Annotated in this window: 3 protein-coding genes; 1 reads left to right on the top strand and 2 read right to left on the bottom strand. The window is 70.1% G+C overall.

Features of this window, described 5'->3' with window-relative positions:
• Positions 1-52 precede the first annotated feature (52 nt).
• Entirely contained in the window at positions 53-793 is a 741-nt protein-coding gene (locus IN820_RS09420; RefSeq protein ID WP_193680725.1) for a 4'-phosphopantetheinyl transferase family protein, read from the bottom strand.
• A gap of 120 nt (positions 794-913) precedes the next feature.
• Positions 914-1,456: an RNA polymerase factor sigma-70 gene (locus IN820_RS09415; RefSeq protein WP_193680724.1), complete on the bottom strand. Its 543-nt coding sequence runs from the start codon at positions 1,454-1,456 to the stop codon at positions 914-916.
• Between the two features lie 562 nt (positions 1,457-2,018).
• On the opposite strand from IN820_RS09415, the gene IN820_RS09410 reads away from it, so the two are divergent.
• Positions 2,019-14,990, top strand: coding sequence for a non-ribosomal peptide synthase/polyketide synthase (locus tag IN820_RS09410; RefSeq protein ID WP_193680723.1), 12,972 nt, complete (start codon positions 2,019-2,021; stop codon positions 14,988-14,990).
• Positions 14,991-15,088 lie beyond the last annotated feature (98 nt).

Raw genomic sequence — 15,088 nt, 5'->3', positions numbered from 1 at the left:
CGTTCATCGCCCCGTAGGAGCGAGCCATGCTCGCGAACCCTGACACTGCGAGTTATCGCGGGCATGGCCCGCTCCTACCACATGCTCCTGGTTTCTGCCAGGGAATGGCCACGTAGCTGAGCAGGTCGTCTTCCATGGGCTGGAAGCGTCCGGCGATCTCGCTGTGCGCCGGGAAATCCTCGGACAGGTCGCACAGCAGCCGCAGCCTGGCCTGGCCGTTCGCTCTCCACTCAGATAGCTCGGCATGCTCGAAATAGAACGGGGTGCCGGTCAGGGGATAGAGCGCCTTGTACAGGCTTTCCTTGAGCGAGAAGGTCAGGGTCAGCAGCCGGGCGCGCTGTTCCACCGGCAATTGCTGCAGGCGCATGCGCTCGCTCCCGGTCAGGATCTCCCCGGCCAGTTCGTCGCTCTGCCGGTCGTCGAGCCAGGTTTCGATGTCGATGCCCACGGCGAGATAGTCCTCGCGCCGCGCCACCATGGCCAGGGCGCGGTGGCGGTTGTGGGTGATGGAGCCGCAGACGGCGGCGGGCCACTGCGGGGCGCGGTCCGCGCCCTGGGGGGGCACGCTGGCGTGGCCGACGAGCATTTCCAGGGCCTTTCCGGCGCACAGCCGGCCCGCGATGAACTCGGCCTGACGCACCGGCCTGGCGCGCTGGATGCCGGCGGGCAGGGCGATGCCGCTGCGGGCGATGCAGGCGGGGCTCAACAAGCCCGGGTCGAAGCGGGCCCCGACGATCACGCAGCCGGAAATCGAGATGTCCTTTTCGAGTATCGGCTGTTCGCAGAACTTCACGGTGCTAGATCATCCTTCGCATCAGGAATCGGTTCCTGTAGGAGCGCGCCATGCGCGCGATCGCGGGCATGGCCTGCTCCTACAGTGCTCCGATATTCCATGGCTGGCTCGACCCTGACCCTAGTCGAGGGTCGGGCCGATCGTCTTGCGGCAATGCACCAGCGCATCGCGGATCATGAAGTTGACCAGCGTGGGAGAGACGCCCAGCTCCCTGGCGATGTCCTTCTGCTGCACGCCATGCAGGCGATACATCTCGAAGGCGTAGCGGGTTCGGGGCGGCAGCTGGTTCAATGCGCCGTCGATGATGTCCAGGGTCTCCTGGTGCAGATTGGTGGTTTCCGGCGTATCGCCGTGGTTGACGGTGTTCAGCCCTTCCTCTTCGCTGCCGGCGTACTTCTGCTCCATCGCCTGCTTGCGGTAATGGTCGATGGCCAGGTTGCGCACGATCCTGAAGACGTAATTGACCTGGGCTTTCAGCGGCAGGGTGAGCTTCTGCACGCCGGCCAGCCTGAAGAAAGCGTCCTGGACGACATCCTCGGCCCGGCTGTGGCAGCCGGTGATGCGCGCGGCGGTCTTGACCAGTGTCGAGCGGTTATCCACCAACGCCTGTAGCAGCGAAGGGTTTCTTTCGGCAGTGCACTCTGCGGATCCAAATTCCTGCATGGTTCTACCCTATGCGGCGAGAGGTTGCGACGAGATTTCGTGTGTCCCTTACGGCGCAAATTACGGTAGGCATTGTAAGAATCTATGTCAAATGCGAATGATTATATTATCATTTGAAGGAGCCGTAACCTCGAGAGATGAGGGCGGCGCAGTGCCTTGAGGCCAGGCCTTGCGCAAACGCACCGAGATACACCGAACCGGTGAGAGATGCCCTCCCGAGGTCGGGCCTCCCAGCAAACCTGCAAGCCCCGCCAAACCCTGTGGGAGGCGCACCCTCGCGGCGATGCAGGCCGTAGGCCTGCCAGAAGTTCCGGCTGCGGCCCACTCTGAACCCAGGGTGGACGCCGCTCGATCATCAGCTCCGGTGAAGACAGAACGATTACCTCCAGGTGATATTTACTCGCTTGCCGCGCTTTCGAGCGAGGTGTCGCCGCCGTTGCCGGCAAACCACTGCCGTCCCCTAATTTTCCCTCCGCTCGATCCGTCATCGTTCCTATGAAACGGGGCCGTCGTGCGCCCCGCTGACTCGCCCCCGTGCAGATGAATCGAGAAAGGTGCAGAGATGACGGATACCTTCGAACGCCCGGTTTCCATGGCCGCCGCCCTGATGAACCGGGCTGTGGCCCAGCCGGATCGGCTGGCGCTGCGCTTTCTGGGAAGCGATGGGGAAGAGCTGCTGAGCTACCGGCAGCTGGATCGCCGGGCGCGGGTCATCGCGGCGGCATTGGCGCAGCGTGTCGAGCCGGGCGCGCGAGCGGTCCTGCTGTTCCCCAGCGGGCCGGACTACGTCGCGGCGTTCTTCGCCTGCCTGTACGCCGGGGTGATCGCGGTGCCGGCCTACCCGCCGGAAACCACCCAGGCGCAGCACCTCAAGCGGCTGGTGTCGATCGTCGCCGACGCGGAGCCGGCGCTGATCCTCACCACCGGTCGGCTGGCCGGATCGCTGGCCGGGCTGGGGCAAACCTTCGGCGGCGCGTTGCCCGCCCTGCTGCCGGTGGACGAACTGGACCCGGCCGCGGGCGACGAGTGGCAGGCGCCGCAGGTCCCGGCCGACGCCATCGCCTTCCTGCAGTACACCTCCGGTTCCACGGCGATGCCGAAGGGCGTGCAGGTCAGCCATGCCAACCTGGAAGCCAACGAGTGGCTGATCCGCCAGGGCTACGGCATCGGCGATGGCGACGTGATCGTCAGCTGGTTGCCGCTGTACCACGACATGGGCCTGATCGGCGGGCTGCTGCAGGCCATCTACAGCGGCGTGCCGGTGGTGCTGATGTCGCCGCAATACTTCCTCGAGCGGCCGCTGCGCTGGCTGGAGGCGATCGGCCGTTACCACGGCACCATCAGCGGCGGCCCCGACTTCGCCTACCGCCTCTGCCATGAGCGCATCGCCGAGGGCAAGCTGGCCGGGCTGGACCTGTCCCGCTGGCGCGTCGCCTTCTCCGGCTCCGAGCCGATCCGCCAGGACAGCCTGGAAGCCTTCGCCGCGCGGTTCGCGCCCTGCGGTTTCAGGCCCGGGGCCTACCTGGCCAGCTATGGCCTGGCCGAGGCGACCCTGTTCGTCACCGGCGGTCGACCGGGGCAGGGCATCCCCGCCCTGCACGTCGACGCCGCCGCGCTGGCGGCGAACCGCGCCGAGCCCGGCGAGGGTTCGACCCTGATGAGCTGCGGCTGGGAGCAGCCCGACCATCCGCTGCTGATCGTCGATTCGCAGGGCGGCGAGACGCTTGCCGACGGCCGGGTCGGCGAGATCTGGTCGAGCGGGCCGAGCATCGCCCAGGGCTACTGGCGCAACCCGCAGGCGACCGCGAAAGCCTTCGTCGAGCGCGACGGCCGCACCTGGCTGCGCACCGGCGACCTGGGTTTTCGTCACCAGGGCGAACTGTTCGTCACCGGGCGGCTCAAGGACATGCTGATCGTCCGTGGTCAGAACCTCTATCCCCAGGACATCGAGCGCACCGTCGAGGAGCAGGTCGAGGACGTGCGCAGCGGCCGGGTGGCGGCCTTCCCGGTGGTGCACGAGGGACGCGAGGCGCTGGGCATCGCCGCCGAAATCGGCCGACGGACCGCCAGGCAGGTGCCGCTCGACGAGCTGATCCAGCGCATCCGCGAGGCGGTGGCCATCGCCCACAACGAGGCACCCGGCCTCGTCGCACTGCTGGCGCCCGGCACCCTGCCGAAGACCTCCAGCGGCAAGCTGCAGCGTTCCGCCTGCCGCGCGCTACTGGAGTCCGGCGCGCTGGAGACGCTGGCCCTGCAGTATGACGGGCAGGCTCCGGCCAGCCAGGCTCCGGCCGCCGCGCGATCTCTCGCCGAATGCATCGCCGGGCTCTGGCGCGAGAGCCTGAAGGTCGAACGGCCGACGGCCGACAGCCACTTCTTCGCCCTGGGTGGGAACTCCATCCAGGCCATCCAGATGATCGCCGAGCTGCGCGATGCGCTCGGCATAGACTTGGAGCTGCGCACCCTGTACGAGGCGCCGACCCTGCAGGGCTTCGCCGAGGCGGTGGAACGCCTGCTGGCCCGGGGCGGCGCGGCCGCCGCCGGCATCCCGCGCGTGCCGCGCGACCGCGTCCTGCCGCAGTCGGCGGCGCAGAATCGCCTGTGGTTCCTCTGGCAACTGGAGCCGCACAGCGTCGCCTACAACATTCCCGGCGGCCTGCGCTTGCGCGGCGAGCTGGACGATCAGGCGCTGCAACGCAGCTTCGCGACGCTGGTCGAGCGCCACGAGTCGCTGCGCACCACCTTCTACGCGGAGGACGGCGTCGGCTTCCAGCGCATCGGCACGGCCGACGAATGGACCTTGCTGCGCGACGATCTTTCCGCGCTGCCGGAACCGCAGCGCGAGGAACGGGCGCGGGCGATCCGCGAGGAAGAGGCACACGTCCACTTCGGCCTGGAGCACGGCCCGCTGCTGCGCGTGCGGCTGGTGAGCCTGGACGAGCAGGAGCACCTGCTGCTGCTGACCCTGCACCACATCGTCGCCGACGGCTGGTCGCTGGGCCTGCTGCTCGACGAGTTCGCCCGGCTCTACGCGGCTCATGTCCAGGGGCAGACGGCGGCGCTGGCGGCCCTGCCGATCCAGTACGCCGATTACGCGGCCTGGCAGCGGGATGACGGCGACCGGTACGCGGCACAACTGGACTACTGGCGCGCCGAGCTGGACGGCGAGCGCGAGCCCCTGGCGTTGCCGCTGGACCGGCCGCGCAGCGGCAAGGATTCACCTGCCGAGCGCCTCGGCCTGCGTCTGGACAAAGTCCTCGGCGAGCGCCTGCAAAACCTGGCCAAGGCTCGAGGGACCACGTTGTTCGTGGTCCTGCTGGCGGCCTTCCAGACCCTGCTGCACCGCTACACCGGGCAGGCCGACATACGCCTGGGCGTGCCCAACGCCAACCGCCGGCGCCGGGAACTGCAGGGGCTGGTCGGCTTCTTCATCAACACCCAGGTGCTGCGCGGACGCCTGGGTTCGCGCCAGGCGTTCGTCGACGTGCTGGAGGCCGCCCGGCGCACGGTCGAGGGCGCGCAGGCCAACCAGGACCTGCCGTTCGAACGGGTGGTCGAGGCGCTCGGCGGCGATCCGCTGTTCGAGGTGATGTTCAACCACCAGCAGCGCGACCCGGAGGCGCTGCGCCGCCTGCCGGGCCTGCTCGCCGAGGAGCTGCCCTGGAACAGCCGCGAGGCCAAGTTCGACCTGCAACTGCACAGCGAGGAGGATCGCCAGGGGCGCATCCGCCTGGCCTTCGACTACGCCAGCGAGCTGTTCGAGCGCGCCACCGTCGAGCGTCTCGCCATGCATTTCGTGCGCCTGCTGGAGCAGGTGGGTGAGAGCCCCGAGCACGCCATCGGCGACCTGCCCTTGCTCGATGACCAGGAGCGCCGGCAGCTGCAGGGCTGGGGCCGCCAGCCGGCCGAGCCGGCCAGCGTCCTGCTGCCGGAACTGCTGAGCGCCCAGGCTCGCGCGACAGCGGATGCCGTCGCCCTGATCAGTGGCGAGACGAGCCTGGACTATGCCGCGCTGGAGCGCTGTTCCAACCGCCTGGCTCATCATCTGCGCGAGCTGGGCGTCGGGCAGGAAGTGCGGGTCGGCCTGCTGGTCGGGCGCGGCGTGGAGCTGATGGTGGCGCTGCTGGCGGTGGTCAAGGCCGGCGGCGCCTACGTGCCGATGGATGCCGACTACCCGCGCGAACGCCTGGCCTGGATGATCGAGGACAGCGGCATGCGCCTGCTGCTGGGCCACCGGCGGGTGCTGGAGGGGCTGGAACTGCCGGCCGGGCTGGCGAGCCTTGCTCTGGAGGAGCTGGACGCCGACGGCTATCCGGACACGCCGCCGCCCTTGGCGCTGGACGCCGACAACCTGGCCTACGTGATCTACACCTCCGGCTCCACCGGCCGGCCCAAGGGTGTTGGCGTCACTCACGGCGCGCTGAGCGAGCGGCTGCACTGGATGCGCCGCGAATACGCGCTGGATGCCTCGGACGTGCTGCTGCAGAAGGCGCCGCTCGGCTTCGACGTCTCGGTCTGGGAATGCTTCCTGCCGCTGATCGCCGGCAGCCGCCTGGTGCTGGCCGCCGATGGCGAGCACCGCGATCCGCGCCGGCTGGCGGAGCTGGTGCGGGCGCACGGGGTGACCTGCCTGCATTTCGTGCCGCCGCTGCTGCAACTGTTCATAGAGGAAGACAGCGTCGACGAGTGCCGCAGCCTGAAGCACCTGTTCGCCGGCGGCGAAGCACTGTCCGGCGAACTGTGCCTACGCGTGCGCGAGCGGCTGCCGCAGGTGGCGCTGCACAACCGCTACGGGCCGACCGAGACGGCGATCAACGTCACCCACTGGCGCTGCACAGACGAGGAGGGCGTGCGGGTGCCGATCGGCCGGCCGCTGGCCAATGTGCTCTGCGAACTGCGCGACGCCGAACTGGAGCTGGCGCCCGCCGGTGCCGTGGCGGAGCTGCTGCTCGGCGGCATTGGGCTGGCGCGCGGCTACCTGGGGCGCCCGGCGCTGACCGCCGAGCGCTTCGTGCCGGGCGAGGAGGGCACGCGGCTGTACCGCAGCGGCGACCTGGCGCGCTGGCGCAACGACGGTGCGCTGGAGTTCCTCGGCCGCATCGACGAGCAGGTCAAGCTGCGCGGCTTCCGTATCGAGCTGGAAGAAATCCGCGCGCAGCTGCTGGCACAGCCGGCGGTGCGCCAGGCCGCGGTGCTGCTGCGCGAAGGCGCGGGCGGTTCGCAACTGGTCGCCTACCTGACCTGCGGCGGCGCGGAAGACGACACGTCCCTGGCCGAGCGCCTGAAGCGAGCCCTGTCCGCCAGCCTGCCCGACTACATGGTGCCGGCCCGGTTCGTGCGCCTCGACACGCTGCCGCTGACGCCGAGCGGCAAGCTGGACCGCAAGGCGCTGCCGGAGCCGGACTGGCAAATGCGCCTGTACGTCGCTCCGCGCGACGAGCGCGAGCAGCGCCTGGCCGCTATCTGGCAGGAAGTGCTGGGCCTGCCGCGCGTCGGCCTGGAGGACGATTTCTTCGAACTGGGCGGCCATTCGCTGCTGGCCACCCGCATCGTCTCGCGGGTGCGCCAGGCGTTCGACGTCGACCTGCCGCTGCGCAGCCTGTTCGAGGCCAGCCGCCTGGACGGCTTCGCCGCCGAGGTGGCCCGGCTCCAGGCCGCGGGCGCGCGCGACGGCTGGGGCGTGATCGAGCGGGCGGGGCGTGGCCAGCGCATCCCGCTGTCCCACTCCCAGCAGCGCATGTGGTTCCTCTGGCAGCTCGACCGGGAGAGCCCGGCCTACAACGTCGGCGGTATGGCCAGGCTGAGCGGGGTGCTCGACGTGCAGCGCTTCGAGGCCGCCCTGCAGGCGCTGGTGCAGCGCCACGAGACCCTGCGCACCACCTTCCCCAGCGACGATGGCAAACCCTGGCAGCGGGTGGCCGAACAATCCGACTTGCGCATGCAGTGGCTGGACCTTTGCGCGCTACCGGCGGACGAACGGCAGACGCGTTTGCAGGCGCTGGCCGACGAACAGGCGCATCAGCCGTTCGACCTGGAGCGTGGGCCGCTGCTGCGGGTGTGCCTGGTCAAGGCGGCCGAGCGCGAGCACTATCTGGTGGTGACCCTGCACCATATCGTCACCGAAGGCTGGGCGATGGACGTGTTCGCCCGCGAGCTGGGGCTGCTCTACGAGGCCTTCCTCGACGAGCGCGAGTCGCCGCTGGAACCGCTGCCGGTGCAGTATCTCGACTACAGCCAGTGGCAGCGCCGCTGGCTGGACGCCGGCGAGCGCCAGCGCCAGCTGGACTACTGGCGTACGCAGCTGGGCGACGAGCATCCGTTGCTGGAGCTGCCCGCCGACCGCCCGCGTCCGCCGCTGCAGAGCCACCGCGGCGGGTTGTACCGCTTCGAACTCGATCCGGCGCTGGCCGAGCGGGTGCGCGCCTACAATGCCGCCCATGGCCTGACGCTGTTCATGACCGCCAGCGCCGCCCTGGCGCTGCTGCTGTTCCGCTATTCCGGGCAGGGCGATTTGCGCATCGGCGCGCCGGTGGCCAACCGCATCCGTCCGGAGAGCGAAGGGCTGATCGGCGCCTTCCTCAATACCCAGGTACTGCGCTGCCGGCTGGACGGGCAGATGAGCGTCGCCGAGCTGCTCGACCAGGTGCGCGACACCGCCATCGAGGCCCAGGCCCACCAGGACCTGCCGTTCGACGAACTGGTCGAGTCCCTGCTGCCGCCGCGCAGCGCCGCCTACCACCCGCTGTTCCAAGTGATGTGCAACGTGCAGCGCTGGGCCTTCCAGCAGACCCGGCAACTGGCCGGGATGACCGTCGAATACCTGGTCAACGATGCGCGGGCGACCAAGTTCGATCTCTACCTGGAGGTGACCGACCTCGGCCAGCGCCTGGGCTGCTGCCTGACCTACAGCTGCGACCTGTTCGACGAGCCGCGCATCGCGCGCATGGCCGAGCATTGGACGCGCCTGCTGGCGGCCATGATCGAGGCGCCATCGCGGCGGCTCGCCGAACTGCCGATGCTGGCCGACAGCGAGCCCGCCACCCTGGCCGAGCCGGCCGGTGAATTCCCGCTGGATGCCTGCCTGCACGAGCTGTTCGCCCGCCAGGCGGAGGCGACGCCCAGGGCGCCGGCACTGACCTTCGGCGAGCGGACCCTGAGCTATGCCGAGCTGGATGCCCAGGCCAACCGCCTGGCCCGTGTGCTGCGCGAGCGCGGCGTCGGCCCGGAAGTGCCGGTCGGCCTCGCCCTGGAGCGTTCGCCGGAACTGGTCGTCGGCATCCTGGCGATCCTCAAGGCCGGCGGCGCCTACGTGCCGCTCGACCCGGAATACCCGCTGGAGCGCCTGCGCTACTTGATCGAGGACAGCGGCATCGCCCTGCTGCTGGGCCACGCCGGGCTGTTCGAGGCACTCGGCGAGCTGCCGGCCGGTGTGGGCCGCTGGTGCCTGGAGCATGATCTGGCCGCCCTCGACGGCTATGCCAGCGGTGCACTGCCGAGGAGCGCCACGCCACAGAACCTGGCCTACCTGATCTACACCTCCGGCTCCACCGGCAAGCCCAAGGGCGTTGCGGTGTCCCACGGCGAGATCGCCATGCACTGCCGCGCGGTGATCGAGCGCTTCGGCATGCGTGCCGACGACTGCGAGCTGCACTTCTATTCGATCAACTTCGACGCCGCCAGCGAGCGGCTGTTCGCGCCGCTGCTGTGCGGCGCGCGGGTGGTGCTGCGCGGCCAGGGGCAGTGGGACGCGGAGTCGATCTGCGGGCTGATCCGCGAGCAGGGCGTCACGATCCTCGCCTTCACCCCCAGCTACGGCAGCCAGCTGGCGCAGTGGCTGGCCATGCGCGGCGAACGCCTGCCGGTGCGCCTGTGCATCACCGGTGGCGAGGCGCTGACCGGCGAGCATCTGCAGCGGATTCGTGCGGCCTTCGCGCCGGAACGCTTCTTCAATGCCTACGGGCCGACCGAGACGGTGGTCATGCCGCTGGCCAGCCTGGCGCCGGAGCGCCTGGAAGCGGTTGCCGCCGGCGTGCCGATCGGCAGCCTGGTCGGTGCCCGCCGCGGCGCCATCCTCGATGCCGACCTGGCGCCGCTGCCGCAGGGCGCCGCCGGCGAGCTGTACCTGGGCGGGGCCGGGCTGGCGCGCGGTTATCACCGACGCCCGGCATTGACCGCCGAGCGCTTCGTGCCCGACCCATTCGGCCCCGTCGGGGCGCGGCTGTACCGCAGCGGCGACCGGGTGCGTTTGGACGATGACGGGCAGCGTAGCGACGCCCGAGTGGAATACCTCGGCCGTATCGACCAGCAGGTGAAGGTGCGCGGTTTCCGCATCGAACTGGGCGAGATCGAGGCGCGCCTGCGCGAGCATCCGGCGCTGGCCGACGCGGCGGTGCTGGCACTGGATACGCCGTCCGGCAAGCAACTGGCCGCTTACCTGGCGACCGCCACCACGGGGTTTGACGAGGCGGAGTTGCGCGAATCGATCAAGGCCCATCTGCGCGCGCAATTGCCCGACTACATGGTGCCGGCGCACCTGCTGCTGCTCGAGCGCCTGCCGCTGACCCCCAACGGCAAACTCGATCGTCGCGCGCTGCCGGCGCCCGACACCACGCAGCAACGACAGGCCTACCAGGCGCCGCGCGACGAACGCGAGCAGCGGCTGGCGGCGATCTGGAGCGACGTGCTGAACGTCGAGCAGGTCGGTCTGGACGACAACTTCTTCGAACTGGGCGGCGACTCGATCCTGTCGATCCAGGTGGTCAGCCGCGCCCGCCAGGCGGGCATTCATTTCACTCCACGCGACCTGTTCCAGCACCAGAGCGTGCGCGCCCTGGCCGCGGCGGCGGGCAGCGTGGTGCAAACCCGCACCGAGCAGGGCCCGCTGGTCGGCGCCACGCCGCTGACCCCGATCCAGCACTGGTTCTTCGAGCAGCGCCTGGCCGATCCGCGGCAGTGGAACCAGTCGCTGCTGCTGGCGCCACGCGAAGCGCTGGACGCCGGGTTGCTGGCGCGTGCGCTGCATCTGCTGGTCGAGCATCACGATGCCCTGCGCCTGGCGTTCCATCAGGTCGACGGGGCCTGGCAGGCCGAATACCGGGCTGCGGGCGCCGACGACGAGTTGCTGCTCTGGCAATCCAGAGTGGCGGATGCCGCATCCCGTTTCGAGGAGGCCCAGCGCAGCCTCGACCTGGTCCGCGGGCCGTTGCTGCGCGGCGTGCTGGTCGAAGGCGAGGTGGGCAGCCAGCAACTGTTGCTGGCCATCCACCACCTGGCGGTGGACGGGGTGTCCTGGCGGGTGCTGCTGGAGGACCTGCAGAACCTCTATCGGCAACTGGGCGCCGGAGAGGCTCCGGCGCTGCCGGCGCGCACCCACGGCCTGCGCGACTGGGCCGCGCGCCTGCAGCAATACGCCGCCAGCTCCTCGCTGCGCGAGGAGCTGGGCTGGTGGCAGCTGCAGCTCGAGGGCGCGGACGACGAGCTGCCCTGCGACCGTCCGGGGACCGACGACCGCTACTGCGATGCCCGCAGCGTCGCCGTGCGGCTCGACGCCGAAACCACCCGCCAGTTGCTGCAGCAGGCCCCGGCGGCCTATCGCACGCGGGTCGACGAACTGCTGCTGACCGCGCTGTCGCGGGTGCTGTGCCGCTGGAGCGGACGCGATTCGGTGCTGGTGCAGCTGGAAGGACATGGCCGCGAACCGCTGTTCGACGACCTTGATCTGACCCGCACGGTGGGCTGGTTCACCAGCGCCTATCCGCTGCGCCTGCGCCCGGCGGCCGAGCCGGGGCAGGCCATCAAGGCGATCAAGGAGCAGTTGCGCGGCGTGCCGCACAAGGGCCTCGGCCACGGCGTGCTGCGCCATCTGGGCGATGCCGCCAGCCGCGCCGCGATGCAGGCGCTGCCGCAGGCGCGGATCACCTTCAACTACCTGGGCCAGTTCGACCAGCAGTTCAGCGAGGAGGCGCTGTTCCAGCCGCTCGATGCGGCGACCGGCGCGGCCCACGCCGAGGATGCGCCGCTGCCCAACTGGCTGTCGCTGGACGCCCAGGTCTACGGCGGCGAACTGGGCATGCGCTGGACCTACGGCGCCGGGCGCTACGACGAGGCCACGGTGCGCACGCTGGCCGAGGCGCTGGTCGAGGAGCTGCGCCAGCTGGTGGCGCACTGCCTGAGCGAGGGCGCGGGCGGCGCGACGCCATCGGACTTCCCCTTGGCCGGCCTGAGCCAGGCCCAGCTCGATGCGCTGCCGGTAGCGGCCGCGCGCATCGACGACGTCTACCCGCTGAGCCCGATGCAGGAGGGCCTGCTGTTGCACACCCTGCTGGAACCGGGGACCGGCATCTACTACATGCAGGACCGCTACCGGATCGACAGCGAACTCGACCCGCAGCGTTTCGACCGCGCCTGGCAGGCGGTGGTGGCGCGCCACGAGGCGCTGCGCGCATCGTTCTGCTGGAACGCCGGCGAGCGCATGCTGCAGATCGTGCACAAGCCGGGCGCGCTGCGCATCGACCACCTGGACTGGAGCGCGCTGCCCGAGGATGGCCACGAGGAGCGCCTGCAGGCGTTGCACCGCGAGGAGCGCGAGGCGGGCTTCGATCTGTTGCGCGAGCCGCCGTTCCACCTGCGCCTGATCCGCCTGGGGGCGGCGCGCTACTGGTTCATGATGAGCAACCACCATATCCTCATCGATGCTTGGTGCCGCGGGCTGCTGATGGGCGACTTCATGGATCTCTACGCGGCCCTCGGCGAAGGTCGCGAGCCGCAACTGCCGAGCGCGCCGCGCTACCGCGACTACATCGCCTGGCTGCAGCGCCAGGACCTGGATGCCGCGCGTGCCTGGTGGCGCGACAACCTGCGCGGTTTCGAGCGCCCGACCTCTATCCCCAGCGACCGTCCCCTGCTGCGCGAGCACACCGGCGGCATGCGCGTCGGCGACCTGCACGCGTGCCTCGACGCCGCCGAGGGCGCGCGCCTGCGCGAGCTGGCCCAGCGTCACCAGTTGACCGTCAACACCTTCGCCCAGGCCGCCTGGGCCCTGGTGCTGCACCGCTACAGCGGCGAGCGCGACCTGGCCTTCGGCGTCACCGTGGCCGGCCGTCCGCTGGACATGCCGCAGTTGCAGAGCACCGTCGGCCTGTTCATCAACAGCATTCCGCTGCGCCTGGGGTTGCCCGACGTCGGTCAGCGGCGCCCGGTGCGCGAGTGGCTGGCCGAGCTGCTGCCGCGCAACCTGGCGCTGCGCGACCACGAGTACCTGCCGCTGGTGGACATCCAGGAATGCAGCGAATTGCCCAAGGGCCAGCCGCTGTTCGACAGCCTGTTCGTGTTCGAGAACGCGCCGGTGGATAGCGCCGTGCTGGCCCGCGCCCAGGGATTGCGGGCGCGTTCCGAGTCGGGCCGCACGCACACCAACTACCCGCTGACGGTGGTCTGCTACCCGGGTGACGAACTGGGCCTGCACCTGTCCTTCGATCGGCGCTACTTCGACGAGGCCACGGTGGAGCGCCTGCTCGGCGACTTCAAGCGGCTGCTGCTGGCGCTGGTGGACGGCTTCCACGGCATGCTCGACGAGCTGCCGCTGCTGGCTGCCGGTGAACGCGAATTCCTTATCCAGGACTGCAACCGCAGTGCCCGCGACTACCCGCTGGAACAGGGCTACGTGCGGCTGTTCGAGGCGCGGGTGGCGGAGCATCCCGAGCGTATCGCCGCGCGCTGCCTGGACGCGCAGTGGTCCTACGCGGAGCTGAATGCGCGCGCCAACCGCCTGGGCCATGCGCTGCTCGCCGCCGGGGTGAAGGCGGAGCGGCCGGTGGCGCTGTTCGCCGAGCGCGGCCTGGCGCTGCTCGGCATGATGATCGGCAGCTTCAAGGCCGGCACCGGCTACCTGCCGCTGGATCCGGCGCACCCGCTGGAGCGCCAGCGCCATATCCTGGCGGCGAGCCGGGCACAGGTGCTGGTGTGCAGCGCCGAATGCGAGGCGCAGGCCGGCGCGCTGCTGGACGAGCTCTGCTGCCAGTGCCGTCCCAAACTGCTGGTCTGGGACGAGGTGCAGGCAGCCGATGGGTCGACGCGCAATCCCGGTATTCATGGCGGGCCGCACAGCCTGGCCTACGTGATCTATACCTCCGGGTCCACCGGCCTGCCCAAGGGCGTGATGGTCGAACAGGCCGGCATGCTCAATAACCAGCTGTCCAAGGTGCCCTATCTGGAACTGGGCGAGGAAGACGCGATCGCCCAGACCGCCTCCCAGTGCTTCGACATCTCGGTCTGGCAGTTCCTCGCCGCGCCGCTGTTCGGCGGCCGGGTGGAGATCGCGCCGAACATCCTCGCCCATGACCCGCAGGCGCTGTTGGGCTGGGTGCGCGAGCACGGCGTCAGCGTGCTGGAGAGCGTCCCGGCGCTGATCCAGGGCATGCTCGCCGAAGGGCTGGGCGATACCGGCGCGCTGCGCTGGCTGCTGCCCACCGGCGAGGCGATGCCGCCGGAGCTGGCGCGCCAGTGGCTGCTCCGGCATCCGGCGGTGGGGCTGGTCAACGCCTACGGTCCGGCCGAGTGCTCGGACGACGTGGCCTTCTTCCGCGTCGACCCGGCTTCCACCGAGGGCAGCTACCTGCCGATCGGCGGCCCCACCGACAACAACCGCCTGTACCTGCTGGGCGACGACCTGCAACCGGTAGCGGCGGGGGCGGAGGGCGAACTCTACGTCGCCGGCACCGGCGTCGGCCGTGGCTACCTGGGCGACCCGGCGCGCACGGCCCAGGCCTTCCTGCCCGATCCTTTCGCCGTGCACCCCGGCGGGCGCCTGTACCGCAGCGGCGACCTGGCCCGGCGGCGCCCCGACGGCCTGCTGGCGTTCGTCGGGCGGGTCGACCATCAGGTGAAGATCCGCGGCTTCCGTATCGAACTGGGCGAGATCGAGGCGCGCCTGCACGAGCATGACGAAGTCCGCGAGGCCGCCGTGGCGGTGCACGAGGGCGCCAACGGCAAGTACCTGGTCGGCTACCTGGTGGCCGATGACATGGAGCTGGCGGAGCTTTCCCCCGCCACCGCGCCGCTGCTGCACGGCGAGCTGTTCGAGCGCGTCAAGCAGCGCCTGCGCGCCGAGCTGCCGGACTACATGGTGCCGGCGCACTGGCTGTTGCTGGAGAACCTGCCGCGCAACGCCAACGGCAAGCTCGACCGCCGCGCATTGCCGGCGCCCGAGCTCGGCCAGGCGTGCGCGCAGGTCTACCTGGCGCCGCGCAGCGAGCTGGAGCGAACCCTGGCGACGATCTGGGCCGAGGTGCTCAAGGTCGAGCGGGTCGGGGTGCACGACAACTTCTTCGAGCTGGGTGGGCACTCGCTGCTGGCCACCCGCATCGCCTCGCGGGTGCAGCAAGCGCTGCAGCGCAACGTGCCGCTGCGGGCGATGTTCGAGTGCGCCACCGTCGGCGAGCTGGCCGGCTATATCGAGTCGCTGGAGGGCGATGCGGTCAGCGAGCAGAAAGCGGAGCGGCTGAGCGACCTGATGGCGAGGCTGGAGGCGATGTAATCCTTTCGATATCCGGCACGGTTGCAACGTAGGGTATGCGCGATATTTGCCCAAGGCCGCCAGGGTTGTAGGTTGGGTTGAGCGCAGCGAAGCCCAAC

The sequence above is a fragment of the Pseudomonas lopnurensis genome, assembly GCF_015070855.1.
GTDB classification, from domain to species: Bacteria; Pseudomonadota; Gammaproteobacteria; order Pseudomonadales; family Pseudomonadaceae; genus Stutzerimonas; species Stutzerimonas lopnurensis.
The sequence above is the reverse complement of the archived record's forward strand: the minus strand, read 5'-3'. Positions and strand labels throughout refer to the sequence as shown.